We start from the raw sequence: 25,519 nt of genomic DNA, 5'->3' as shown, positions 1-25,519 counted from the left end.
GGGCGTTTCCGCGTTCGGTCTCGTTCGAACGGCTTTCAGTGCCGTGCGGTGGGATTTCCACGCGTGGGCAGGCGCAGCACCGACCTCGGCAGCAGTCGCTCTCGGAACCCGAGGGGTCTGGCCGCCCGCAGTCCCGCCTTCGCCCGCCGTAGGATCTCGAGCGATGACGCGGTCTGGCGGCGCCCTGGGGGACCGTACCTTTCCCGTTCCACCGCGCTCGCCAGTTCGTGCCAGGCTCCCCGCTGTTCGGGGGACATCTCGTACTTTCCGCTGATCCGGTCGGCGGTACGGCGCGGGGTTTCACCCGGTGGGGGGAGTTCGCCCCGATCCGTGGCTTCGTCGAGCAACTCCCGCCACGCGTTCTCGGCCGCTCCGAAGCCTCCCGCGGTTATCAGGCTCGATCGCCTTCCGCTCCGCAGCGTCCGCAGTGTGGCGGGCGCGCCGAGGCTCGCCAGCAGTACCACCAGTGTCGTGCCGCAGAGCAGTAGTATGCCGATCGGTATGCCAGGTCCCGCCGGATCCCCCGAATCGGCTCGCGGATCCTCCTGACGTGCTGTTCCGTCGTTCCGCTGGGTCGGGTTCGTCGTCCGCTCACTCGTGGGGGTGGTCTCCCCTTCGTCCTGCTGCTGGGCCGCGGTGGAATCGAGATACGAAGGTGTGGAGCCGCGGCCGTCCGCCAGCGGGGTCGGATCGAAGGTCACCCAGCCGTGGCCGGGAAAGTGCGCTTCCACCCACGCGTGGGCGTCCTCAGTGGTGATCACGCGTTCGTCACCCCGGGGCCGTCCCGAGGTGAACCCGACCGCGACACGGGAAGGAATGCCGATCTCCCGCAGCAGTACCGCCATGGCGGAGGCGAACTGCTCGCAATAACCCCGTTTACCCCGGAATAGGAAGTCCTCCAGCGCCCTGTGCGAGGAGGGGGGCGCGGTCCCCAGTTCGTAGCTGAAACCGTTCGTCGGATCGGTGAAATAGTTGTTCAACGCGAGGGCTCGGTCGAACCGGTTGTCGGCGTTCGCCGTTATGCGTCGTGCCAGCTCGCGTACCCGCTTCCCGGCGCCACTGGTGGCGATATAGGCCCGATCGACCGAGGAGTTCCCCGACGAGGCCCGTAGCTCCGCCTTGCTCGGGTCGGGGAGGACGGCCAGTTCGGTGTAGCTTTCGGTGTCGTCGGTTTCCCGAGTGAAAACCATTCCGGAATCGGGGTCGTAACGCCAGTCCTCGCCTATACCGGAGACCTGGCGAGGTACTCCGAACACCGGTAACCAGGCATCGCGGTAGCCCACCGGCTCGATCTCGATCGGCTTCGGGGCTGCCGTCGACCGTTCGGCTCCGGGAGGCATGGGCAGACGGCCCTGTACCGGAATGCCTTCGGGGAGCCTGCCGAGTCGCCAGCCCCGCTCCGGGTCGAAGCGACTCAGCGTCATCGCACGCAGGTAGGTATCCCTCGGTAACCCTTCCACCCGGAACAGTTCCACTTCCTCGTCGCGTGTCAGTTGACCGCGCAACGAGGTGAACGGGCGCAGTCCGATCTCCCCGGTGTCCGGCGCCGTCGGGTTCCGGTCGGCCCCCGGGATCCTGCCCCGCGTACCCACCCCCGTGAAGACCGCGCCCGCCAGCAAACCGACCACACAGGCCATGGCTGTGACGGTGACGGCTTCGGAGAGCCGCCGAGCGGAAACCCCGCCTTCCTTTCCCGACCGCGGGAGCCCCACCCCGAGCGGGAGCAGGACGGCGAAACCCAGCGCACTGCCCGCGAAAACCCACCAAGGCAACATTCGGTCGGCCAGTGACGCGGGGATCGCGAACATGCACAGCAGCACCAGCCCGGCCACGGCCGGCGCGCGGCAGGTGACGGCGATCCGATCAACCAGGATCGTGACCACTCCGATCCCCGAACAGACCAGAGTCACTATGGCGCTCTCCGCCGGAACGGGTGGTATCCCGGTACGGATCACTTCGACCGCTTCACCGAGCAGGTTCGAGAATTCCTCGAAGGTCGTAAGGGTGGGAATCAGCCCGAGAACACCGTCATCGCCGAACAGTGCCGTGAGCATCACGACCAGAGTGGCGAACTGCACCGGCACACCCCACCACGAATCACGCCTCATACGTAGCGCGATTCCGGTTCCGGCCACGGCCGTGGCCGTCATCACGGCAGGCGGGAACCATCGCCAGTCGGCGAGTACCACCGAAAAGGAGGTCGAGGTCAGCAGTACGACCAGTAGGGCGACTACACCGGTGGTGGTGCGACGGGCGGTCTCGGTCCGGTTCATCGGTCCATCCGTGCGATGTCCGGGGAAACGGTCTGTTCGCAAAGGCTCTCCCATACGCGTGGTATCGGAGTGGTCGGTCCGTCGACCGTGGTGACTGTCCATCCCGCGCCGCGCAGTCGTCGTGCCACAGCCGACTGGCCACCCTCCTGCCCGTCGGTGTTCCAGCCCGCCACATTCAGCAGCAGCGCCAGACTGCGCGCACCCGTGGGACGAAGTGAGGCCAGCTCGTCGGCGCCCGCCAGAGTCGTGCGTCCCAGTATCGCCACCAGGTCCTGCCCACGGGCGGGGTCCTCACCCCCGGTGAGGTCACGCCTACCGGAGGGTTGCAGCGCCGCCAGCGCCTCCAGCGGGAGAGCCTCGTCCGTTTCGACGTCGAGCCGGCCGCTCCGAGGATCGTCGCCCGGTATCGGCTCACCTCCCGCACCCACCAGGCGTAGCCGCCGGTTGTTGTCGTACAGGTGGGAGCATATGCTCGCCGTCGCGGAAACCGCCCATTCCAAACTGGAGTGTTTGCTCACCCCGCGATGCGCGACGGCCCGCTGGTCGAGCAGCACGGTCGTCCCCCCTCGCTCCGGGCGTTCCTCGGTACGGACCATCAGCTCGTCGCGTCGTGCCGTCGTCTTCCAGTGCACCCTGCGGATGTCGTCGCCCTGCCGGTACTCCCGCACGGTGCTGTCATCGGCCCCTCCACCGGCGTGGGTGCCGCCCGAACCGGAGTCGCCCTTTCCGGCGCCGAATCCGGCGGGCAGCCCGGTCAGCTCGAATACGCGCGGTACGACGATCAATCGGCTCGTGGTCAGAAGTTCCCTGTCGAAGGCCGAGAACCCGAACGGATCTCCCGAGCGACAACGCAACGGCCCGATCCGGTGAACTCCTCGGAGCTCGGCGTGGATCGCGTACTCCACGCTCGTTCCGCTCCGCCCCGGAGAGCGGTCGAGTACTCGGTAGGCATCGCCGCCCAGGGAGTTCGGAACGCTGTCGGTCAGCTCCGTAGCACCGACCGGCATGCCGGAGCGGGAGCTCAACCGCAGCCGCACGGTGGTGGGGGTGTCGACCTCGGTTCGCCACGGTTCCAGCTCACGCCGTGCCGTGAGTCCCGTTCCGCCGCGTGCCGCGAAGGCAGTGGCGAACAACGGCAGGGCGGCGAGGAACACTGCCACTCGGAGCAGGTCGCGCTCGTCGAGCACCAATGAGCAGATCGTCGATGCGACGGCCGCCGCCAGCAGGCACCGACCACGGATGGTCAAGCCGGACAACACGGGATCACCGTCGCCGGAGTTGCTCGGTACCGCGCGGTACCGGTACTCGATCCAGCAGCTGGCCGATCAGATCGGCTCCGCTCTGCCGCGCCGCGCGGGCCTCGCCGCTGAGTACCAGTCGGTGCGCGAGTACCGGCACCGCCACGGCCTGGATGTCGTCGGGAACGACGAACTCCCGTCCTTCGAGGGCGGCCTGGGCCCGCGCGGCGTGGATCAGCTGCAGGGTGGCTCGCGGGGACGCTCCCAGCCGCAGTTCGGCCAGATCACGAGTGGCCGTCACCAGGTCGATCGCGTAACGGCGCACCTCGACCGCGACGTGGATCCCGCCCACCGCCGCCAGCAGCTCGGCCACTTCGGCGGCGTCGGTGACGGGCTCCAGCTTGTCCAGCGGGTCGGAGGCGGCGCGTTCGTCGACCATCGCCAACTCCGCTGTGGGGTCCGGGTAGCCGATGGAAATCTTGCAGGTGAACCGATCGCGCTGCGCTTCGGGAAGGGTGTAGGTGCCCTCCAACTCGACCGGGTTCTGGGTGGCTATGACCATGAACGGGATCGACAGCTCGTAACTGTGTCCGTCCACGGTTACCTGGTTCTCCTCCATGCATTCCAGCAGCGCCGACTGGGTTTTCGGCGAGGCCCGGTTGATCTCGTCGCCGACCACGATGTTCGCGAACACCGGTCCTTCCCGGAACTCGAACTTCTCGGTGCCCCGGTTGTAGATCGACACCCCGGTGACGTCGCTCGGCAGCAGGTCCGGGGTGAACTGGATCCTGCTGGCGGTGCAGTCCACGGAGCGTGCGAGTGCCTTGGCCAACGAGGTTTTGCCGACCCCGGGCACGTCCTCCACGAGCAGATGGCCACGCGCCAGCAGCGTCACCATGGCGAGCCGGACCACCTCGGGCTTTCCGACCAGCACGCTTTCCACATTGGTGGAGATGCGCCGCAACGTGTCGTGCATCCACTCGATGGGGACGTCGTGCGGGAGGTCCGTCGTGTTTTCGCCCGCCGGTCTCCGCGCCGTCTCGTCGCCGGCCGTGGTGGGCGCGGCGCCGTTCGCTGTGTATCTCTCCGGCGTCACCAAACCTCCAGATACCGTTCCGCCCGGATCGTCACAGCCGGACGTACTGCCACGGGTGGCCCCGTGCCACCGAGATGGGGCGTTCACGGCTGTTCGCGGTGTCGCCACGCACCTTGCCGGAAGTCTCTCAGACCCGATGTAAGTGGTGAGTGTGTGTACAACTCACCATGAGGTCCCCGACGTCTCCCAACGCCCGGGTGAGGGGGAGGGCGCCCGTGTGAGGGGCTGGTGGTTGCGGGGGAGGGGTCTCGGTGCCGATCCGTGCGGCAATGGCGAACTCCGACCCGTTTCTCTCCGGGGCGCCGGGTGCCCGGCGTTTCCGGTTGACGGCGAAAAGGGGTGGGGTAATGTGGCCCCGAGTGGGGATTCCGATTTCGCCGTTCCGGCGGAATCGAACAGGCGGGGCGATCGAGCCGTGCGGGATTCGCGCCGGTGGTCCCGTGCGGGGTGGCTTCCGGGGTTCCCGGCCGAATCGGCCCGGTTCCGGTGCGCAGGGGGTGGTTTCCGATGAGTCTCGCCGGTCGTGATCACGGGTTCGGAGACGTCGGAGACCGGTGCTCGGCGGTGGTGTCGCACCGCGTTCCGTTTCGTGAGTTCGTCCTCCCCGGCGGCATCCGGTGTGTCATCCCGGTGATCGAGTCGGACGGCTCGGGGGCGGCCGGGAGGATGCGCTTGCTTCGCCCGGGATCATGAAGGTTCTTCGTGAATCGCTGCCCCGCCCGGCACGAGCCGCTCGGAACAGGAAGGAAATGCCAGCGTGCCAGACAACCCCGAACCCGCTGCCGACTCCGAGCGGGAATTCACCGAGGGGAAGCCCGATCCGGAAACGGCACAGCAGCGGCACCTTCCCGTTCTGTTGGAACGAACCGTGGAGTTGTTCGAACCCGTGTTGCGGGAGCGCAGCACCACGGTGCTGGATGCCACGCTCGGTATGGGAGGACACACCGAGGCGCTGTTGCGTGCGTTTCCCGGCGTGACCGTGATCGGCGTGGATCGTGACCCCGAGGCCCTCCGGCTGGCTCGACAGCGCCTGGCGGAATACGGCCAGCGCGTCCGGCTGGTACACGGGGTGGACGATCAACTGGAAGAGATCCTGGCCGAACAGGGGGTGTCCGAACTCGACGGAGTCCTGTTCGATCTCGGTGTCTCCTCGTTGCAGCTCGACGAGTCCGAGCGCGGTTTCTCCTATGCCAGGGACGCGCCGTTGGACATGCGCATGGACACCACCACCGGCCGGACGGCCGCCGAGGTGCTCAACACCGCTTCGCGTGCCGAACTGATCCGGATACTTCGGGAGTACGGCGAGGAGAAGTTCGCCGCCCGAATCGCGTCGGAAGTCGTGCGGGCTCGTGAGGTCGAGCCGTTCGGCAACAGCGCGCGGTTGGTCCGGTTGATCTACGACTGCGTGCCCGCAGCGGCCAGGCGAACCGGCGGCCATCCGGCCAAACGAACGTTCCAGGCGCTTCGCATCGAGGTCAACGGCGAGCTCGAGGTGCTGCGCCGTGCTCTTCCCGAGGCCGTCGACGCGCTCAGCGGCGGTGGCCGCATCGTGGTGCTGTCCTACCACTCGCTTGAGGATCGGGCCGTCAAACGGGTCTTCGCCGAACGGGCCAAATCGCGTACCCCGGTCGATCTGCCGGTCGAACTGCCCGGTCACGGACCACAATTGCGGCTGCTCACGCGTGGTGCCGAGTTCGCCGACGAGACGGAGGCGGCGAGCAACCCCAGAGCGAGCTCGGTGCGGCTGCGCGCGGCCGAGCGGATCGAGGAGACGCCATGACGGCAGCCGCACGGGGCGGTGACCAGTCCGGCGGCAACGGCCGCGGGAGGCGGCCGCGTACCGACAACCGTACCGATTCCAAGGGAACCATTCGCGCGAACCGGCGGGTGCACGTCCGGTCCTCCTCGGGTGAACGCGCCTACGAACGCAAGCAGGAGCGTGGCCGCCGTTCCTCGGAACGAAACCCTTCCGCCGGGAAGCAGCGACGTTCCACGGCGAGCGGTGGCGCCACCGAATCGCACGAGCCCTCCGCGCGAGAGGTGTTGCTCGGTTCCGGGCTCCTGCGGTCCGGCAGGGAGAGCCTGGTGTCGCTGACCGAGCGGCTCGCCACGTCCCGGGTTCCGTTCGTGGGCACGGTGGTGATCGTGCTCGTGACGGGAATCGTGGCAACGCTGTGGCTCTCCATAGCCGCGGTGGGCAACTCGTACCACATGCAGGAGTCCAAGCAGCGGGTACAGGCCCTGTCCGAACGCAAGGAGGACCTGCTGCGTTCGGTGAGCAGGATGAGTTCGATCTCCGAGATCAGACGCCGGGCCGAGCGGATGAACATGGTCCCGGTATCCGAGGTCGCGCATCTGGTGCGTCGGCCCGACGGATCGATCGAAGTCGTCGGTGATCCGCGACCGGCCGAGGCGCCCGAATCCACGCAGCAGGGGGAGAGCGGCGACTCGAACGGGGATGGGGAGGACGCCGGTGGCGGTGACTCCTCCGGTCAAAGCCAACCGCAGCGGCAGGAGGAGTCCTCGGGCGGTTCCGAGCAGTCGTCGAACGAAGCGTCGGTGGGGTGACAGACGTGGCTTCTCGTGATCGGCAGGGCGCCAAGTCCCGGCAGGGCGGCAATCGTTCGGGGCGGGCACCGCGGCGTGGGACGGCCGCGAGCGGGGGCACCAAGCTCGCTCGTGGCGGTGGTTCCGCGGGCAAGCGACGTGGTCCGCGCAAATCTCGCCCCGGAGTGGCTTCCAACAAGCGGCGGTTCGGCATCGGCCGGATATTGCTGGTACTGGCCCTGGTATCCGCCGGGGTGAAACTGGTGGTGATACAGGGCTTCGAGGCGAGCGCGTTGTCCGAACGGGCCGACGACCAGTTGCTCACCAAGACCACGATCCCCGCGCAGCGGGGTTCCATCCTGGATTCGGAGGGCAGGGTGCTCGCCTTCAGCAGCGAGTCCCGCAAGCTCTACGCCAATCCGAGACTGCTGGATCAGCAGCAGCGCGAGGCGGAGAATCCCGAGGCGTTGCCCGGCCCGGAGAAGAAACGGGAGATCGCTGCCTACATCGGCAAGGTGACCAACGGCAGGGTGAGCGAACAGGAAACCCTGCGAGCGTTGTTCTCGGGTGAGCAGTTCCTCTACTTCGGCTCGTTGATCGATCCCGCGGTCGCCCGCAAGATCCACGACAAGTATCCGCAGATCGGTACCGAGTACAGGGCGGTCCGGCAGTATCCGGCCGGCTCGGTGGGCGCCGGTATCGTCGGTTCCGCCTCCTGGCGCAAGGGCAAGAACGAGATCCTGGGAAACGTCGGCCTCGAGAGCTCGCTGGACAGCGCGCTCTCCGGCGAGGACGGTCTTCGGATCTCCCACACCGCCCACGGAAGCACCGGACTCGTCATCCCCGGGACCAAACGCACCATCCGACCGGCGGAGCCGGGCTCCGACGTCCGGTTGACCATCGACTCGGACCTGCAGTTCGTGCTCGACAGCAAACTCGATTCCTACGTTCGGGAGGTCGGTGCGGAGGGAGGCAGTGCGGTCGTGCTGGACTCGCGGACCGGCGAGGTGCGCGCCCTGGCCAATTCCGATCCCTCGGTCGATCCCTCGCAGGGGAGTCGTGCCTCCCGTCACCTGAGCAATCCGGCGGTCACCACTCCCTACGAACCCGGTTCGGTGAACAAGGTCATCACGGCCGCCGGGGCCATCGAACACGGCATCATGCGGCCCGACAGCGTGCTGCGTGTGCCGTCGAAGATCGAGATGGGTGGTGCCACGGTCAGGGACGCCTGGCAACACGGCACTCTCCCGCTCACGTTCACCGGAGTGCTCGCCAAGTCGTCCAACGTGGGAACCCTGATGACGGCGAAGAAGCTGGGCAAGGAGCGCTTCGGCGAGTTGGTGCGGAAGTTCGGCCTGGGCAGTAAGACCGGCATAGCCCTTCCCGGGGAGAGTTCCGGGGTCGTTCCGCCGAGCAAGCAGTGGTCGGACACCCGGTTCGCCAATCTGCCGATCGGCCAGGGGCTGTCCATGACCGTGTTGCAGATGGCTGGGATGTACCAGGCCATCGCCAACGACGGCGTACGGATCCCGCCGCGAGTGGTGGACTCGACCATCGGACCGAACGGCCAGGAGCACCAGCGGCCCGACCCGGAGGGGGTCCGGGTCGTCAGCGAGCGAACCGCCGACACGGTCAAGAACATGCTGCGCGCGGTCGTGCAGGACGAGCAGGGGCAGCGCGGCACCGCACCGCAGGCCGCGTTGGCGGGCTACCAGGTCTCCGGTAAGACGGGGACGGCGCAGCAGCCCGACCCCGAGTGCGGCTGTTACAGCAACTCGCAGCACTGGGCCACCTTCGCGGGGATGCTGCCTGCCGACAACCCGAGGTACGTGATCGGAATCATGCTCGACAATCCCGACAGGGGAAATCTCACCGCCGCTCCGCTGTTCCACGACGTCGCGGCCGATCTGACACGTCGGTACGACATCCCGCTGTCCGCCGAACCGGCTCCGGAGATGACACTGCGGGTTAGGTGACTCGACGGGTGGGATGACCACGACGGTGTCCCGTGCCGGATCGTTCGGACCGGTGTGCGCGAGCCGACCGGAGAACTGCCGGGCTCATGTGTAGGGAAAAGCAGTGTTTCACTCGGCCGAGTGAAAACCGTTTGAGCAGGCGAGACCGCCTCGCGACGCACCTGCCTACCGTAAAGCTGCTCCGTGGAGCGGTACCGGTAACCTTTTTCCCGTGCCTTCCCCGGTTGCGAGTTCTCCGCCACGTCCCTCGCGTGTCGAGCCGGTACGTGTCGAGGAGTTAGCCGACTCGATCGGTGCCCGTGTAGTTCGTCCTGCCGAAACCCCGGAATCAGGGGACGCCGCGTCCGTCGAGGTGACCGGAGTGACGCTGCGTGCCCAGCACGTACGGCCGGGTGATGTCTTCGCCGCGTTGCGGGGTGCCAGCACGCACGGTGCCGAGCACGCGGCCACCGCACTGGACGCGGGCGCCCGGGCGGTCCTCACCGATGAGGCTGGTGCCGCGCACACCGCCCTGCTGCGGCACCCGGCCGTGGCACGCGGCGAGGTCGTGCTGTTGATTCATCCGGATCCGCGCGGCGTGCTCGGTGAGCTCTCCGCAGAGGTCTACGGCCGTCCCGCCGACAGGTTGTCGGTACTCGGTGTGACGGGCACCTCGGGCAAGACGACCACGAGCTATCTGATCGACTCGGCGCTGCGCTCGGCCGGGCTGGTCACCGGCCTGATCGGGACCGTCGAGACCCGGCTGGCCGGCTCCCGGCTGGAAAGCGCGTTCACCACCCCGGAAGCCCCCGACCTGCAGGCACTGCTGGCGGTGATGCTCGAAGGGGGAGTCACCCACGTGGTCATGGAGGTGTCCAGTCACGCCCTCGTGCTGGGCAGGGTTGCCGGGCTCGGGTTCGCCGTGGGCGGCTTCACCAACCTCTCCAGCGAACACCTGGACTTCCACCGCGACATGGCGGACTACTTCGCGGCCAAGGCGATGCTGTTCGACGGTCGTTGCGCTCGGGAGGTGGTGTGCACCGACACCGAGTGGGGCCTGAGACTGGTCGGGCCGGAGACCGTCACGGTGGCCACACAGGGCACCGCGGACTGGACGGCCACCGATGTGGTCACCAGCAGCACCGGTGCACAGCGGTTCGTCCTCAACGCTCCCGACGGCGCCCGTACCGAGGTCGAGCTGCGACTGCCGGGCTCGTTCAACATCGCCAACGCCCTGTTGGCCACCGCGATGACACGAGCCGTCGGCGTCGAGTACGCCGACATCGCGAACGGACTCGGTGAGGTGGATGTTCCGGGACGCATGGAGCGTGTCGCGTTGGGACAGGACTTCGCGGCGGTGGTCGACTACTCCCACAAACCGGGAGCCGTCGGCGCTGTTCTGGAGGCCGCGCGTTCCCAGACGGCGGGGAAGGTGATCGTCGTGCTCGGTTGTGGTGGCGACAGGGACACGGACAAACGTCCCGTCATGGGAGCCACGGCAGCCCGGCGGGCCGACATTGTGATAGTGACCGATGACAACCCCCGTAGTGAGGATCCCGCGCTGATCCGTGCCGCCGTGCTCGAGGGAACCACGCGGGTCGCGAAGTCCGAACGTGCCGAATCCCACGAGATCGGTGATCGGCGTGCGGCCATCGTGGAAGCGGTACGGCGCGCAGCCGACGGTGACATCGTCGTGGTTGCCGGTAAGGGGCACGAAACCGGTCAGGAAGTGGCGGGTGTGGTTCACCCGTTCTCCGATCGCGACGAACTCACCGCGGCACTGCGTGAACGGGTCGGGAATCCGCAAGGGACGGAAACCGTCCCCGCTGGTCGAATCCCCGACAACCAGCGGGGAAGTGACGAGGAGGCAAGGTGATCCGGCTCAGCCTCGACGAGGTAGCTGGGGCGGTCGGTGGCAGGCTGCACCGCGCCGATGGCAGCGAGGTCGTCACCGCGGCCGTCGAATTCGATTCCAGGAAGATTCGGCCCGGCGGGCTGTTCGTGGCGATGCCGGGCGAGCAGGTCGATGGTCACCGGTTCGCGGAACAGGCCGTCTCCGACGGTGCCGTCGCGGTACTGGCCGCCAGGGAGGTCGCGGCTCCCGCCGTGATCGTTCCCGCCGTCGGTTCGGCGGAGCGGTCCCGTGCGATGGCGCTCGCGGCCGACGAGGACGGCTCCGGAGCCGCGGTTCTGGTGGCCATGGCCCGGCTCGCCCGTTTGGTCGTGGACAAACTCGCGAAACAACTCACGGTCGTGGGAGTGACCGGTTCGTCCGGCAAGACCTCGACCAAGGACCTGATCGCGCAACTGCTCGAACGGATGGGCCCCACGGTGGCCCCCCCGGGGTCGTTCAACAACGAGCTCGGTCATCCGTGGACAGTGCTGCGTGCCGACGAACGAACCGAATACCTGGCGCTGGAACTCTCCGCCCGCGGCATGGGGCACATCGCGGAACTCTGCGAGTCCGCTCCGCCCCGGATCGGGGCGGTGCTCAACGTCGGCAGTGCCCACCTCGGCGAGTTCGGTTCCAGGGAAGCGGTGGCACAGGCCAAGGGTGAGCTCGTCGAGGCCCTGCCGAGCGCCGCCGAAGGCGGAGTGGCGGTACTCAACGCCGACGACCCGGTCGTTTCGGCCATGGCCGAGCGCACCCGGGCGCGGGTGCTGCGTTTCGGGCAGCACCCCCATGCCTCGGTCCGAGCCGAGGACGTGGAGGTGGACGAGCTCGCGCGGCCGCGTTTCACCCTGATCACTCCCGAGGGGCGTGCCGGGGTGCGATTGCCGCTGCACGGTGAGCACCACGTCGGCAACGCGCTGGCAGCGGCTGCCGTGGCGTTCGAGCTCGGAGCCACGACCGGGGACATCGCCGACTGGCTGAGCGGGATCGAACAGCTGTCCGGAAAGCGGATGGAGGTCACCACCACCCCCGAGGGGGTGACCGTGATCAACGACGCCTACAACGCCAATCCCGAGTCCGTGCGGGCCGCGTTGAAAGCACTGGCGGCCATGACGCACGACCGTCCCGGCAGGGGATGGGCGGTACTCGGTGCGCTCGGTGAACTGGGCGATGCGGGCCCCGAGGAACACGACGAGATAGGACGCCTGGCCGTGCGGCTGAACATCGATCGCCTCGTGGTGGTGGGTGATCAGGCAAGCGCCATGCATCAGGGAGCCGCGTTGGAGGGCTCCTGGGGAGAGGAATCGGTTCTGGTACCCGATGTGGACGCTGCCCTCGCCTTGCTGCGCGAGCAGCTGCGGCCCGATGACGTCGTGCTGGTCAAGGCCTCGAACGCCGCGGCGCTGTGGCGGGTCGCCGAGGAGCTGACTCCCGCGGTACCCGGTTCGGCGGAGGGCTCCACCGGGCGGGACGGTGGTACGACGTGAAGCACATTCTGATCGCGGCCGCCGTCGGGCTGGTCGTCTCGATTCTGTTCACCCCTTACCTCATCCGGGTCTTTTCCAAGCAGGGGTTCGGTCAGGAGATCCGCGAGGAGGTGCAGAAGTCCCACTCGGCCAAGCGGGGGACACCCACCATGGGTGGGATGGCGATCCTCGTCGCCATGTGGGCGGGCTATCTGGCCACGCATCTCACCGTCTCCGAGGCGCTTCCCAGCGTCACGGGCCTGCTGGTGCTCGGCCTGACCACCGTGCTGGGCTTCGTCGGTTTTCTGGACGACTTCATCAAGATCCGCAAGCGCCGCAATCTCGGACTCAACAAGACGGCCAAGCTCGTGGGGCAGATGGTCGCCTCGGTCCTGTTCGCGATCCTGGCCCTGCAGTTCAAGGACCAGAACGGCATCACCCCCGCCTCCGCGCACCTGTCGTTCATTCGCGACATCAGCGTGGTCTCGTTCGGGGTCATCGGCTTCGTGATCTTCGCCTACGTCGCGATCAGCGGTTGGTCCAACGCGGTGAACTTCACCGACGGCATGGACGGGCTCGCGGGTGGCACCGCGGCGATGGTGCTGGCCAGTTACGTGTTGATCGGGTTCTGGCAGTTCCGCAACTCCTGTGCGTTGTTGGACGACCCCGGGCCGGCCTGCTATCAGGTGCGTGACCCGCTCGACGTCGCGGTGGTGGCCGCCGCCGCGATGGGAGCCTGTGTGGGGTTCCTCTGGTGGAACGCCGCTCCGGCCAAGATCTTCATGGGGGACACCGGTTCGCTCGCGATCGGTGGACTCGTGGCCGGACTCTCCATGACCACCCGAACGGAACTGTTGATGATCGTCATCGGCGGTCTGTTCGTGGTGGAGGCGCTCTCCGTCGTGCTGCAGATCGTGGTCTTCCGTACCTCGCGGCGCAGACTGTTTCGGATGGCCCCGTTCCATCACCACTTCGAACTCGCCGGGTGGGCGGAGACGACGGTTATCATTCGGTTCTGGATACTGGCGGCGATCAGCTGCCTGTTCGGTGTCGGGCTGTTCTACGCCGACTGGTTGGCATTGGTACCGAGCTGAGGCCCGGTGGCCCGCCGAGACGCGTTCCTCCGGAGCGAGTGGTCGCCGTGCTCCGGGGACGTCCCGGCGGGCCGATGAACGAGACAGCAGTTCACGAGGATCTTTGGTGAGGTCATGAGCAAGGTGGGGACGCGGATTCTGGTCGCCGGAGCTGGGGTTTCCGGCAGATCGGCCGCCGAGGCGCTGCTGGCCGAGGGGACGACTGTCACCGTCACGGACGCTTCCGAGGAACGGCTGGCCGAGCTGTCCGGACCACGGATGCAAGGCGCCGAACTCGTCCCCGGCCTCACCGAGCCCCCGCGCGGTACCGATCTCGTGGTCACCAGTCCCGGCTGGCGCCCCGATTCACCGCTGCTGACGGCCGCTGAGGCCGCCGGAATCGAGGTGATCAGCGAGATCGAGCTCGCCTGGCGGCTCGACCGGACCTCCGCACTGCCCGCCCGCTGGCTCGCCGTCACGGGAACCAACGGCAAGACCACCACCGTCGGGATGCTGGAGTCGGTGCTGCGTGCGGCGGGAATGGATGCGGTGGCCTGCGGAAACGTTGGACTGCCCGCCGTGGATGCCGTCCGCGCGGGCCATCGTGTGCTGGCCGTGGAGCTGTCGAGTTTTCAACTGCACTGGTCGAACACCTTCTCCCCCGACACCGGGGTCATCCTCAATCTCGCCGAGGACCACCTGGACTGGCACGGCTCATTGCACGCCTACGGCGCTGCCAAGGGCAAGGTGTACGGCGGGAACTCGGTTTCGGTCTACAACGCGGACGACCCCGCCTCCCGTGAACTCGTCACCGAACACTCCGTGGCGAGACGGGTGGGGATCACGCTGGGCGAGCCCGAGCCCGGTCAACTGGGAGTTCGGGACGAGGCACTGCTCGATCGCGCGTTCGGTCCGGACGGGGTTTCCGCCTCGACCGAAGCCGCACCGGTGCCGCTGGCCACGGTGGCCGATGTTCGGCAGGTGGGTGAGCACAATCTCGCCAACGCCCTCGCCGCCTGCGCGTTGGCCCGGTCGTGCGGGGTGTCCGCGACCGCCTGTGCCGAAGGGCTCCGCGAGTTCGCTCCCGGAAAGCATCGTTCCGTCGTGGTCACCCGGTCGAGGGGAATCGTCTACGTCGACGATTCCAAGGCGACGAACCCACACGCCGCCTCGGCCGCGCTCGGTGCGCATCGGGACGTGGTATGGATCGCGGGTGGCCTCCTGAAGGGGGCCGAGGTCGACGAGCTCGTCCGGCAACACGCCCACCGGTTGCGTGCCGCGGTGTTGATCGGTACTGATCAGGAGCCGATAGCCGAGGCGTTGCGCAGTCACGCCCCGGAGGTGCCGGTCGTCGGTGTTCCCCCGCGCCGGGAAGCTGCCATGTCGGAGGCGGTGCGGTTGGCCAGCGACTACGCGACGTCGGGAACCGCGGTCGTGCTGGCACCGGCCGCGGCGTCCATGGACATGTACACCGACTACGCCCATCGTGGGCGGGAATTCGCGGCCGCGGTACGTGCCGTGGCGGCGGAACCGGGGACGGAACCAGCCGAATATCCCAGGGGGTGAGGCAGCTGTGGCAGCCCGGAACACGAGTGGGACTCGTGGACGAGGCACACCGGGGGTCGCGGAGGGGCTGCGCGGGATCAGTTCCGCGCTGACTTCCTGGTTGACCAGACCGCTGGCCTCGTTCCACCTGTTACTCGTGGTGTTCGGGCTGCTGACGGCTTTCGGGCTGGTGATGGTGCTGTCGGCCTCCAGCGTGGAGTCCTTCAGCCGCCAGGGCTCCTCCTACAGCATCTTCCTGAAGCACCTGCTGCACTGCCTCGGCGGAGCGGTTTGCTGCTACGTGGCAATGCGAATGCCGGTGTGGATGCTGCGCCGGTTCAGTCACGTGTTCCTGTTGGTGTGCCTGGTGCTGCTCTCCTTGGTGCTGACCAAGTTGGGCTTCTCCAACAACGGTGCCCAGAGCTGGTTTCGGATCGGGCCGGTCTCGTTCCAACCGGTGGAGCCCGCCAAGATCGCGCTCGCGCTCTGGGGGGCTCACGTGCTCGTCACCAAGCGGGCCCTGCTCGGCCAGTACCGTCATTTGCTGGTGCCGGTGCTGCCGGCGGCGCTGTTGATGTTCGCCTTGGTGATGATGCAGCCCGATTTCGGCTCCACGGTCACTCTCGGCATCGTGCTGCTGGCGCTGTTGTGGTTCGCGGGTGCACCGTTGCGGTTGTTCAGCGCCCTGGTGCTCGGTGCCGTAACCGGGATGCTCGCCCTGATTTTTCTTTTCCGCTACCAGATAAGTCGGATTACCTCGTTCTTCGGCTCCGACAGCGGCAGTGGCAGCGGCAGCGGCGACAAGAGTTTTCAGGCGACCCAGGCGCGGCTGGCGCTCGCCGACGGCGGCATGTTCGGCGAGGGAATCGGACGCGGGTGGTCCAAGTGGCAGTACCTGCCCGAAGCGGACAACGACTTCATCTTCGCCGTGCTGGGCGAGGAACTGGGGTTCGTGGGGTGCGCCTCCGTGCTGCTGTTGTTCGGTACGGTCGCCTACGTGGGGATGCGGATCGCCGCTCGCAACACCGATCCGTGGATCAAGCTGGTCTCGGCCACGCTCACCATGTGGTTGGTGGGGCAGGCCGCGATCAACATCGGTTACGTGGTGGGGCTACTGCCCGTCACCGGACTGCCGCTACCGCTGATCTCCTCGGGGGGCAGCTCGGTGGTGACCACCATGGTCGTTTTCGGATTGCTGGCCAACTTCGCCAGGCACGAACCCGAGGCCATCGCGGCGTTGCGCTCCCTCGGCCCGGGCAGGATCGGCAGATTGCTCCGGTTGCCCACTCCCTCGCCCTATCGGCCTCCCGCCTCGCGCCGTCCCGCCAGGGTGGCCAACCAGCGCAGACCCCAGGCCACCAAGCCGTCCGGCAAGAAGAACCCCTCCGAGGGGTCGAATCCCGCGAAACGGCGGGCACCGAGCGGACAACGACGTTCCGGGTCGCCGCGATGAGCCGGAAACCGCCGGAACGAGCGGTTTCCACCGACGGGAGCGGGGAGCCCGTTCGATGGGCATGACAAGCTCGCGTGAAACGGCTCCGGTGCTGTGAATCACCGGACCGCCGCCGATCGTCCCGAATCGCCACCCGATCCAGCGGTGCGCGATCGAAAAACCAAGGAGGACTTCGTTGAACACGCAGCAACCGGGTGACCCGAGCGGTCGAGCTGGAGCACCGTCTCCCGTGGGGGAGGCCGGCGCCGATTCGCCGCGACGTCGGGGGCCCACGGTCGTCGTGGCGGGTGGTGGCACAGCAGGCCACATCGAGCCCGCGATGGCGTTGGCCGATGCCGTCCGCAGGCTGCGTCCGGACGCCAATGTGGTGGCTCTCGGGACGGAACGCGGGCTGGAGACCGAGATCGTGCCCGCACGCGGCTACCCGCTGGAACTGGTTCCCCCGGTGCCGATGCCGCGCAAGGCCAGCCCCGAGCTGCTCAGGATGCCGTCGAAGGTCCGCGATTCGGTGCGTCGTACCCGTGAGGTGCTGGAACGGGTGGGTGCCGACGTGGTCGTCGGATTCGGTGGCTATGTCTCTCTCTCCGCCTATTTGGGAGCCCGTGGTCGAGTTCCGATCGTCGTGCACGAGGCGAACGCACGAGCCGGGCTGTCCAACAAGGTGGGAGCCCGTTTCGCGAGGGAAGTGCTGGCGGCCGTGCCGGACAGCGGGTTACCCGGGGCTCGCACCATCGGAATACCGCTGCGCGAGTCGATAACCACGTTGGACCGTGCCTCGCTGCGTGCGCAGGCCCGCGCGCACTACGGGCTGCGTCCCGATGCGCCGACCGTTCTGGTCTTCGGTGGTTCGCAGGGTGCGCAGACACTGAACACCGCGTTCTCGGGAGCCTCCGACGAGTTGGGGAGGGCCGGTATCGGTGTGCTGCACGCGCACGGACCCAAGAACACGGTGGCGGTGCGGGAGCTTCCCGGAGCTCCGCCCTACGTGCCGGTGCCCTACCTGGAGCGGATGGATCTGGCATACGCCGCGGCCGATCTGGTGGTGTGCCGCTCGGGTGCGATGACGGTGGCCGAGGTGTCCGCGGTGGGGCTCCCCGCGGTGTTCGTGCCGCTGCCGCACGGCAACGGTGAACAGGCCCTCAACGCGCAACCCGTGGTCACCGCCGGCGGTGCGAAACTGATTTCCGACGCGGAACTGACACCGCAGCGTGTCATCGATGAGATACTGCCGTTGGCAGGTGATTCCGACGTGCTGGCACGAATGAACCGCGCGACGCTGGGAACCGGGCATCGCGAGGCGGATCGGGTGCTGGCCGAGACCACGCTGGAGGTGGCCGGGGCGTGAACGACGATGAGGATGGCAGGCAGTCGCGGGAGACACTTTCGGAGGGTTCTCCCGCCGCCACCGACGATCTGCTGTCCCGGGTGCATCTGATCGGTATCGGTGGGGCGGGGATGAGTGGTATCGCCCGCATCCTGCTGGCCCGGGGAAGGAGGGTGTCGGGCTCGGACGCCCGTGATTCGAGAACCGTGCTCGCCTTGCGTACCCAGGGGGCCGCCGTCGCGATCGGACACGGCGGGCCGAACCTGGACCAACTCGAATCGGGGCCGAGTGCCGTGGTGATCTCCACGGCCATCGAGGCCGAGAACCCGGAGCTGGCCGAGGCACGTCGCCGGGGTGTGCCGGTACTCGGCCGTGCCGAGGCGCTGGCCGCACTGATGCGGGACCACCGGGTGGCATGTGTCACCGGAACGCACGGCAAGACCTCCACCACATCCATGCTCACGGTGGCGCTGCAGCATTGCAGACTCGACCCGTCGTTCGCCATCGGCGGTGATCTCAACGACTCCGGGGCGAACGCGCATCACGGTGAAGGCGGGCTGTTCGTCGCCGAGGCGGACGAGAGCGACGGTTCCTTCCTGGTGTTCTCCCCCTCGGTGGCGGTGGTCACCAACGTGGAGCCGGACCATCTCGACCACCACGGAACCACCGAGGCCTATGTCGAGGTGTTCGAGAGGTTCGTGGAGCGGATCGAGCCGGGTGGAGTGCTCATCGCCGGAACCGACGATCCCGGTGCCGCCGCGCTGGCCGACCGAGCCGAGCGTGCGGGGGTGCGGGTACGGCGTTACGGCACTGCCGTGGCGGGGTCGGAGGACGCCCGCATCGTCTCCTACGCGCCACAACACGGTGGAGGTTCGACGGAACTGATCCTGGGCGGAAGCGGTGCCGTGGAACTCTACGTCTCGGTCCCCGGCGAGCACATGGCGGCGAACGCGGTCGCCGCGCTGCTGGCTGGGATCGAGCTCGGGGCCGAGACCGGCGAGCTGCTGGAGGGGCTGGCAGCGTTCGGTGGGGTTCGGCGTCGTTTCGAGTTCAAGGGGAGAGCCGACGGTGTGCGCGTTTACGACGACTACGCGCATCACCCCACCGAGGTCCGGGCTCAACTGCGCGCCGCGCGTACCGAAGTGGATTCCGGCAGGATCGTCGTCGCCTTTCAACCGCACCTGTTCTCCCGCACCGCCGCGTTCGCCGAGGAGTTCGGTGCGGCGCTGGCAGAGGCCGACGAAGTGGTGGTGCTCGACGTCTACGGTGCGCGTGAACAGCCGCAGCCGGGAGTGTCCGGTCGACTGATCGCGGACGTGGTGCCGCTTCCCCCTGAACGGGTGCACTACGAGCCCTCGATCACCGAGGTCGCGCCGCGAACGGCGGAGTTGGCACGTCCCGGTGACATCGTGCTGACCATGGGGGCGGGCGACGTCACCATGCTGGGAGCGGAGATTCTGACCGAGATCGACAGTCGTGACGGTGTCGCCGACACAGGTGCCCCGGAGAACCGGGACCGCTGACCGGCTCACCCGGTTTCCGGGCCGGCCCGGAAACCGGGTGAGCGCACTTTCCCGGGAGGTGTGTCTCCCGGGGCGAGCACAGCCCGCTGCCTGCCGAGAACCGGCAGAGGCTCCGCCGAGCGGGAGCACGGGAAAACCGAGCCACCAGAGTTCCATCGAATCCCCGGCGACCCCATCTCGCCCGCTCGACCGGCGTGCGCGGGCCGGTACCCGAGCATGCGAGCGGGTTCCGCCGTGGGTTCCGAACGAAGCACCATCGGACGAGATCGTGGAGTCGTCATGGCGGATTCCGGAACGACACGGACACGTCAGCGCGGTCGCGCCGCCTCGAGAGCTCGGCGAGGGCGTGGATCCGGTACCGAGTCCTCCGGTGTGGGGGTTCGAGGTTGGATGGCGCTGGGGTCGCTCGCCCTGTTGACCATCGGTGCGGTTGTGCTCTTCTTCACGCCGGTGCTGGGAGTGCGCTCCGTGCGGATCGAGGGAACCAGGGTGCTCGAACCGTCCCGGGTGCGTCAGGTGGCGGCGATCGAGCGCGGGACACCGATGGTCCGGGTGGACCGTTCCGGGGTACGGCGGCGCGTGAACGGTATTTCCAGGATCGATACGGCCACCGTCCGGTTGTCATTGCCCGCCACGGTGGTCATCGGCGTCGAGGAACGTCGACCTGTGATGTACACCGGGACCCCCGGGGGATTCCGGCTGGTCGATGACGAGGGGGTCGGTTTCGCCACGGTCACCGAGCGGCCGAGCGAACTGCCCGAGCTCCGGCTCGACTCGGAACAGGGGACGAAGCGCGTGCGGATGGCGGCTGTGACCGCCGTGACCGCTCTGGACGAAAAAACGCTGGATCAGGTGAGCACCGTACGTGTCGGGACCGGAACGGGAGCCCCGCGGATCCGTATGTCGCTGACCCGGGGACGTACCGTCGAATGGGGTGGGCCGGGCGAGTCCGAACGAAAAGCGACGGTTCTCCGTGTGCTGCTCACCCGTCCCGGTGAGCTCTACGACGTGACCAGCCCGGAGCTGCCCACAGTTTCTTGAACCGAGAGCCTGCGGCCGGTGAGGCGGTAGTCTGCCGTTGTCCGGGGATACATCGTTCGGGTGGCGAGTCTGTTGGGACGCCGATCAGAGGAGCCCGTCGGCCCCGTTCCCTCGCACCGGGTGTTTCTCAACGTGTTCCCAAGTAAAGATGGTACTCCGTACGCAGCGAGCCCAGCGTGACCGGAATCGTGTGCCGCCGTACCGTGTCGAAGACCTCCCGCATGGTCGTTTCCAGCTCGGAGGAGTGCGCCGCGGACCAGATCGCCACCACCCCTCCCGCCGCGAGCCGGTTGTGACAGTCGATCAAAAAGGCCCGTTCGTACACCGTCTCGTTGGCGTCGTGCACGAGGTAGCCGGGGCCGTTGTCCACATCGAGCAGTATCAGCTCCAGGGAGCCACTCGTACGCTCGGCCAGAACCGCGGTGACATCCGAGGCGAACAGGTGTATCCGCTCATCCGAACGGTCGTCGGCCAGTTCGGGAACCAGACCGCTCCGATACCACTCGATGACCGCCGGCTCCAGTTCAGCGACGGTAACCTCGCGCACGAGCGGTTCGCCCAGTACCTCGTGCAGGGTGTAGCCGAGCCCGAGTCCGCCGATCAGCACCCGCGCGCCCTGCCCGGATCCCTCGCTCTCCGGGACGGGCAACGAGTCCAGTGCCGTGCGCGCCAGCATTCGCTCGCTCTCGGTATGGGCGGTGTCCATCACGAACACCCCGTTGACCCGTAGTTCGAGCGTGCCGTCCGCGCGCCGCAGCAACACGACCTCGCCCCGCGGCGAATCCACCGTGGCCACTCGTTCGACCGACACTCGTCCCACGCCTTTCGTCGGCTGCGTCGCCTACGCGTTGTTTCAGCGCTCGGCGCGGATCGGCGGCCGTGCGGATGTTCGGCAGCTGTTGCCCCGCCCCGCTTTTCCTCACCCGGCAGCACACAATATCGTTGACGAGGTCCACCGTTCGAAGGTCCGTGTGCGTCCCGGATCAGCCGTCATGGACACCACGACTCGCGGATGCGTTCGCGGTACGGTGTGGACTGTGATCGTGACAAGCCGACGGGTCGGGTGTACTCGAGGTTTCGTGGTGTGGGGCGCGGAGCTTTCCGGGTGTCGTGCGGGTGTTCGTGGTCACGGCCGGTGAGTCGATGACACACGTGCGGCGGTAATCGGCGTGGCTGCTGGACTCCTGCCGTCCACGGTGCATAACGTCCGATCACTGCGGGTTGACGACGAGTCGGCCACGTAGTCACACACCACACCGGACGCCCGACGGCGTCCACGACCCGAGACCTGTCACGGTCCACCCACAGCGAGCGCTTCAGCCACGACCAGGAAGGCGGATGACGATGACGCCCCCGCACAACTACCTAGCGGTGATTAAAGTCGTCGGCATCGGTGGCGGCGGTGTAAACGCCGTGAATCGGATGATCGAGGTCGGGCTCAAGGGTGTCGAGTTCATCGCGGTGAACACCGACGCGCAGGCCCTCCTGATGTCGGATGCCGACGTCAAGCTCGACATCGGCCGTGAGCTGACGCGCGGTTTGGGAGCGGGAGCCGCTCCCGATGTCGGATACCAGGCAGCCGACGATCACAAGGACGAGATCGAGGAGGTGCTCAAGGGCGCCGACATGGTCTTCGTCACCGCGGGCGAGGGAGGCGGCACCGGTACCGGCGGTGCTCCGGTGATCGCCTCGGTGGCCCGCAAGCTGGGGGCGTTGACCATCGGTGTCGTCACCCGGCCCTTCTCGTTCGAGGGCAAGCGCAGAGCCAACCAGGCCGAACAGGGCATAAAGGATCTGCGTGACGAGTGTGACACCCTGATCGTCATCCCCAACGACCGGTTGTTGCAGCTCGGCGACATCGGCGTGAGCCTGATGGACGCCTTCCGCTCGGCTGACGAGGTGCTGCTTTCCGGTGTGCAGGGAATCACCGATCTGATCACCACACCGGGGCTGATCAACCTCGACTTCGCCGACGTCAAAAGCGTCATGTCCGGGGCGGGGAGTGCCCTGATGGGCATCGGCTCCGCACGGGGTGAGGGCAGAGCGGTGGAAGCGGCACAGAAGGCGATCAACTCACCGTTGCTGGAAGCCAGCATGGAAGGCGCGCACGGTGTACTGCTCGCCATAGCGGGTGGTTCGGATCTCGGGTTGTTCGAGATCAACGAGTCGGCTTCGCTGGTGCAGGAATCCGCCCACCCCGAGGCCAACATCATCTTCGGTACGGTCATCGACGATTCACTGGGCGACGAGGTGCGGGTCACCGTGATCGCGGCCGGTTTCGACGCCGGGGCACCGACGCACAAGAAACTGGATCCCGACAAGGTCGGTTCCACCGAGGAGGACGACCCCGAGGCGCCCGTGACGGCGGGCCAGGTGGTCGAGGGGCAGGCCGAACCCGTCAACCGGGAAACACCGGCTGCCACCGAGAGCGCGCCCAGCGCATCGGCGCCCTACTCGACCGGCCCGCCCGAGGAGCACACCGGCACCACCCCGATCAGGCACGAGTCGTCGCCCCAGCAGTCCGATCCGGAGGGCACGAACGTCCCGGCCGCGGGGTTGTCCCAGGAGGCTGTCTCCTCCGAAGCTGGGAGGACGCCGAACCACGAAACCGGGGAACAGCGTCAGCCCCAGCAGGGTGTCGGAGGTGCCGTCGGTACGGACGGTTCGACCATCGGTGGTGAGCAGCAGTCCGGCACGGTGCCCGCCAGGCCCGCTGGTGGCTACCCCGGATCCGGGAGCGGGTTCGGCGGTTCGTTGCTGGGACGTTCCAGGAACCAGAACGACGACGACAACGACGACGAGGTGGATATCCCGCCGTTCATGCGTAGGTGACACGACTCGTTCGCCCGTTCGTGGAGTGCGGGACAATGCACGGTGTCGGCGTGGTCGAACCTGGCGCGCCGTGGCATGTTCGCAAGCACTCGCGGGAGGGCGCATCGTGCGGATTCGTCGTGTGGTCACGACTCGTGAAGGTGGTTATTCGAAACCGCCGTTCGACTCGTTCAACCTGGGGGGACGTGTCGGCGACGATCCGGAGCACCTGGCCGCGAACCGGGGAAAGCTCGCCGCCGGCATCGGGATAGCCGAACAACGTTTCGTCTGGATGGAACAGATCCACGGCAGAACCGCGGTCGTGGTGGATGGTCCACGCGCGGAACCCGTGGAGGGGGCCGACGCGTTGATCACCGCCGTTCCGCGGTTGCCGTTGGTCGTGCTGACCGCCGACTGCGTACCCGTTCTGCTCGGCGATCCGGTCAGCGGTGTCGTGGCCGCGGTACACGCCGGGCGTGTGGGGGCACGAGTCGGTGTACTCGTCAGCGCACTGCGGCGGATGGTCGAGACCGGAGCCCGGATCGACCGGGTCGAGGCGCTGCTCGGCCCCGCCGCGTGCGGTGGGTGCTACGAGGTTCCCCCCGAGATGCGTGACGAGGTGGAACGGCAGTTGCCCGGCAGTGCCACCAAGACGCGTGGCGGCACTCCCGCCCTGGACCTGCGAGCCGGCCTGTGGGAACAACTCGCCGCCGCGGGCATCGCACGGATCGGACAGGACCCGCGTTGCACGTTGGAGAGCCCGGAGCTGTTCAGCCACCGGCGTGATTCGGGGAGCACTGGAAGGATCGCCGCGGTGGTCTGGTCCGAGCCGGAGGAGCAGCAGTGAACGAGGAGACAACCGAACACGCCCGTAAGGCCGGAATAGCGGAGTCGCTGGCCAAGGTCAGGGAACGCATCGATCGGGCCTGCGTGCGCGCGGGAAGGTCCTCCGGGGAGGTCGCGCTGTCCGCGGTCACCAAGACGTTTCCTGCCTCGGACGCGGCACTGCTGGCCGATCTCGGTGTGACCGATCTCGCGGAGAACCGGGACCAGGAGGCCGCGCCGAAGGTCCGTGAGTTCCGGCGGTTGCGCCCGCGATCCCGCGTGCGTTGGCATATGGTCGGTCAGTTGCAACGCAACAAGGCGCGATCGGTGGTGCGTTGGGCCGACGTGGTGGAGTCGGTGGACAGCCGTCGCCTGGTCGAGGCGTTGCAACGGGCTGTGGGCGGTGCTCTCGAAGCGGGTGAGCGTTCCGAGCCGTTGGACGCACTGCTTCAGGTCAACCTGGAGCAGCGTGCGGATCGGGGTGGTTGTTCACCGGAGGAGGTCCCTGAGCTGGCGGAGATGATTACACGAATGTGTGAGATTCGACTCTGCGGTGTTATGGCTGTCGCCCCGCTGAACGAGGATCCGGATGTGGCGTTTGCCACCCTTTCGGAAATTTCCGAGCGGCTTCGACGGGATTTCTCCGAAGCTCGGGAGGTGTCGGCAGGAATGAGTGGTGATCTGGAGAGTGCGATAGCCCACGGTTCGACCCGAGTGCGTGTCGGAACGGCGTTGCTCGGGGGGCGCCCGTTAGTCTCGCCGTGAGCCGCCAAGCGGATCGAGGGCCTGCCGTCGCTGTACTTTTCGCGGAGGAAGGGGCTTGCCGATGAGTAAGCTACACAAGCTTAAGGCGTACTTCGGCATGGTCCCGGCCGAAGAAGTCGACGAGTACGACGAAGCGCCCGACGGATACGCTCCGGACTACGACGAGTACGACTCGTCGGAGGACAGGGCGCTCGCTTCGCGCCGACACCTCGGTACACGCGGTGGCGGCCAGGAGGACGATCAAGAGGATGACCATGACAGTGAGCCACGCCCGCGCATCGCGCGTACTCGGAGGCAGTGGGGAGCCGAGAGCCCGGTGCGCGGTTCGTTGGCGGTGGATCCCAACCTGGAACAGGCTCCACGGTTGCGCGCGGTGACCGACACGGGCAGCCACTACAATTTGAGCAAGATCACAACCTTGCATCCGCGTAGCTACAGTGAGGCGCGGACCATCGGAGAGCAGTACCGCGACGGCACACCGGTGATCATGAACCTGACCGAGATGGATGAGGCCGACGCCAAGCGGCTGGTGGACTTCGCCGCTGGTCTGGCCTTCGCGATGCGTGGTTCCATCGAGAAGGTCACCAGCCGTGTGTTCCTGCTCTCGCCCCCCAACGTCGACGTGGCGGCCGAGGACAAACGCCGCCTCGCCGAGGGGGCCTTTTTCAATTACGGGTGAGTGGTGGCAGA

General features: G+C 67.5%; 19 protein-coding genes. 15 read left to right on the top strand and 4 right to left on the bottom strand.

Annotated features, from left to right (window positions below):
* Positions 1-35 precede the first annotated feature (35 nt).
* The 3 genes from ACOQFL_RS06535 to ACOQFL_RS06525 are packed head-to-tail and all read right to left on the bottom strand — an operon-like array spanning position 36 to position 4,607.
* Positions 36-2,273 carry a transglutaminase TgpA family protein gene (locus tag ACOQFL_RS06535; protein WP_435543177.1) on the bottom strand — a complete coding sequence of 746 codons (2,238 nt, stop codon included), beginning with the start codon at positions 2,271-2,273 and terminating at the stop codon, positions 36-38.
* Entirely contained in the window at positions 2,270-3,532 is a 1,263-nt protein-coding gene (locus tag ACOQFL_RS06530) for a DUF58 domain-containing protein (protein ID WP_435543176.1), read from the bottom strand. Before ACOQFL_RS06530 ends, ACOQFL_RS06535 begins: the two co-directional genes overlap by 4 nt.
* A 4-nt stretch (positions 3,533-3,536) precedes the next feature.
* The gene (locus ACOQFL_RS06525; protein ID WP_435543175.1) at positions 3,537-4,607 is read right to left on the bottom strand and encodes an AAA family ATPase; all 1,071 of its coding nucleotides are present in this window, start codon (positions 4,605-4,607) and stop codon (positions 3,537-3,539) included.
* 757 nt (positions 4,608-5,364) lie between these two features.
* Between ACOQFL_RS06525 and rsmH the strand changes: the two genes are divergently transcribed.
* The 11 genes from rsmH to ACOQFL_RS06470 all read left to right on the top strand — a co-directional run bounded on the left by rsmH (position 5,365) and on the right by ACOQFL_RS06470 (position 20,428).
* Positions 5,365-6,387: a 16S rRNA (cytosine(1402)-N(4))-methyltransferase RsmH gene (rsmH, locus tag ACOQFL_RS06520; protein ID WP_435543174.1), complete on the top strand. Its 1,023-nt coding sequence runs from the start codon at positions 5,365-5,367 to the stop codon at positions 6,385-6,387.
* Entirely contained in the window at positions 6,384-7,175 is a 792-nt protein-coding gene (ftsL, locus tag ACOQFL_RS06515; protein WP_435543173.1) for a cell division protein FtsL, read from the top strand. The genes rsmH and ftsL overlap by 4 nt, the downstream gene beginning before the upstream one ends.
* Before the next feature lie 164 nt (positions 7,176-7,339).
* On the top strand, positions 7,340-9,130 hold the full coding sequence (locus ACOQFL_RS06510; protein WP_435543372.1) for a peptidoglycan D,D-transpeptidase FtsI family protein: 1,791 nt from the start codon (positions 7,340-7,342) through the stop codon (positions 9,128-9,130).
* 211 nt (positions 9,131-9,341) lie between these two features.
* Positions 9,342-10,985, top strand: coding sequence for a UDP-N-acetylmuramoyl-L-alanyl-D-glutamate--2,6-diaminopimelate ligase (locus ACOQFL_RS06505; RefSeq protein WP_435543172.1), 1,644 nt, complete (start codon positions 9,342-9,344; stop codon positions 10,983-10,985).
* Complete coding sequence (locus ACOQFL_RS06500) at positions 10,982-12,490, top strand: UDP-N-acetylmuramoyl-tripeptide--D-alanyl-D-alanine ligase (protein WP_435543171.1); 1,509 nt, start codon at positions 10,982-10,984, stop codon at positions 12,488-12,490. The genes ACOQFL_RS06505 and ACOQFL_RS06500 overlap by 4 nt, the downstream gene beginning before the upstream one ends.
* The gene (mraY, locus tag ACOQFL_RS06495) at positions 12,487-13,563 is read left to right on the top strand and encodes a phospho-N-acetylmuramoyl-pentapeptide-transferase (RefSeq protein WP_435543170.1); all 1,077 of its coding nucleotides are present in this window, start codon (positions 12,487-12,489) and stop codon (positions 13,561-13,563) included. Before ACOQFL_RS06500 ends, mraY begins: the two co-directional genes overlap by 4 nt.
* Positions 13,564-13,677: 114 nt before the next feature.
* Positions 13,678-15,108, top strand: a complete 1,431-nt coding sequence (murD, locus tag ACOQFL_RS06490; RefSeq protein WP_435543169.1) for a UDP-N-acetylmuramoyl-L-alanine--D-glutamate ligase — start codon at positions 13,678-13,680, stop codon at positions 15,106-15,108.
* A 7-nt stretch (positions 15,109-15,115) separates the two neighbouring features.
* Positions 15,116-16,540: a putative lipid II flippase FtsW gene (gene ftsW / locus ACOQFL_RS06485; RefSeq protein WP_435543168.1), complete on the top strand. Its 1,425-nt coding sequence runs from the start codon at positions 15,116-15,118 to the stop codon at positions 16,538-16,540.
* Between the two features lie 229 nt (positions 16,541-16,769).
* Positions 16,770-17,885, top strand: a complete 1,116-nt coding sequence (murG, locus tag ACOQFL_RS06480; RefSeq protein ID WP_435543371.1) for an undecaprenyldiphospho-muramoylpentapeptide beta-N-acetylglucosaminyltransferase — start codon at positions 16,770-16,772, stop codon at positions 17,883-17,885.
* Positions 17,886-17,995: 110 nt separating this feature from the next.
* Positions 17,996-19,387, top strand: coding sequence for a UDP-N-acetylmuramate--L-alanine ligase (gene murC / locus ACOQFL_RS06475; protein ID WP_435543370.1), 1,392 nt, complete (start codon positions 17,996-17,998; stop codon positions 19,385-19,387).
* A gap of 390 nt (positions 19,388-19,777) precedes the next feature.
* Positions 19,778-20,428: a cell division protein FtsQ/DivIB gene (locus ACOQFL_RS06470; RefSeq protein WP_435543167.1), complete on the top strand. Its 651-nt coding sequence runs from the start codon at positions 19,778-19,780 to the stop codon at positions 20,426-20,428.
* Between the two features lie 127 nt (positions 20,429-20,555).
* Here the strand turns inward: ACOQFL_RS06470 and ACOQFL_RS06465 are convergent, their stop codons facing one another.
* Positions 20,556-21,239 (bottom strand): spermidine synthase, encoded by a 684-nt coding sequence (locus tag ACOQFL_RS06465; RefSeq protein WP_435543166.1) that lies wholly within the window; start codon positions 21,237-21,239, stop codon positions 20,556-20,558.
* Positions 21,240-21,772: 533 nt separating this feature from the next.
* Between ACOQFL_RS06465 and ftsZ the strand changes: the two genes are divergently transcribed.
* From ftsZ to ACOQFL_RS06445, 4 genes are all read left to right on the top strand, one after another.
* The gene (ftsZ, locus tag ACOQFL_RS06460) at positions 21,773-23,260 is read left to right on the top strand and encodes a cell division protein FtsZ (RefSeq protein WP_435543369.1); all 1,488 of its coding nucleotides are present in this window, start codon (positions 21,773-21,775) and stop codon (positions 23,258-23,260) included.
* 106 nt (positions 23,261-23,366) lie between these two features.
* Complete coding sequence (gene pgeF, locus ACOQFL_RS06455; protein ID WP_435543165.1) at positions 23,367-24,086, top strand: peptidoglycan editing factor PgeF; 720 nt, start codon at positions 23,367-23,369, stop codon at positions 24,084-24,086.
* Positions 24,083-24,829, top strand: coding sequence for a YggS family pyridoxal phosphate-dependent enzyme (locus tag ACOQFL_RS06450; protein ID WP_435543164.1), 747 nt, complete (start codon positions 24,083-24,085; stop codon positions 24,827-24,829). The genes pgeF and ACOQFL_RS06450 overlap by 4 nt, the downstream gene beginning before the upstream one ends.
* A gap of 61 nt (positions 24,830-24,890) precedes the next feature.
* Entirely contained in the window at positions 24,891-25,508 is a 618-nt protein-coding gene (locus ACOQFL_RS06445; RefSeq protein WP_435543163.1) for a cell division protein SepF, read from the top strand.
* Positions 25,509-25,519: the final 11 nt, after the last annotated feature.

The organism is Actinopolyspora sabaoui (genome assembly GCF_051225635.1).
Taxonomy (GTDB): domain Bacteria; phylum Actinomycetota; class Actinomycetes; order Mycobacteriales; family Pseudonocardiaceae; genus Actinopolyspora.
The sequence above is the reverse complement of the archived record's forward strand: the minus strand, read 5'-3'. Positions and strand labels throughout refer to the sequence as shown.

Bases quoted from the DNA above. Each gene is read 5' to 3' on its own strand.
- ftsZ (WP_435543369.1), top strand. From the start codon at position 21,773: ATGACGCCCCCGCACAACTACCTAGCGGTGATTAAAGTCGTCGGCATC.
- ACOQFL_RS06445 (WP_435543163.1), top strand. From the start codon at position 24,891: ATGAGTAAGCTACACAAGCTTAAGGCGTACTTCGGCATGGTCCCGGCC.
- murD (WP_435543169.1), top strand. From the start codon at position 13,678: ATGAGCAAGGTGGGGACGCGGATTCTGGTCGCCGGAGCTGGGGTTTCC.
- ftsL (WP_435543173.1), top strand. From the start codon at position 6,384: ATGACGGCAGCCGCACGGGGCGGTGACCAGTCCGGCGGCAACGGCCGC.
- ACOQFL_RS06535 (WP_435543177.1), bottom strand. From the start codon at position 2,273: ATGAACCGGACCGAGACCGCCCGTCGCACCACCACCGGTGTAGTCGCC.
- ACOQFL_RS06470 (WP_435543167.1), top strand. From the start codon at position 19,778: ATGGCGCTGGGGTCGCTCGCCCTGTTGACCATCGGTGCGGTTGTGCTC.
- murC (WP_435543370.1), top strand. From the start codon at position 17,996: ATGAGTGGTATCGCCCGCATCCTGCTGGCCCGGGGAAGGAGGGTGTCG.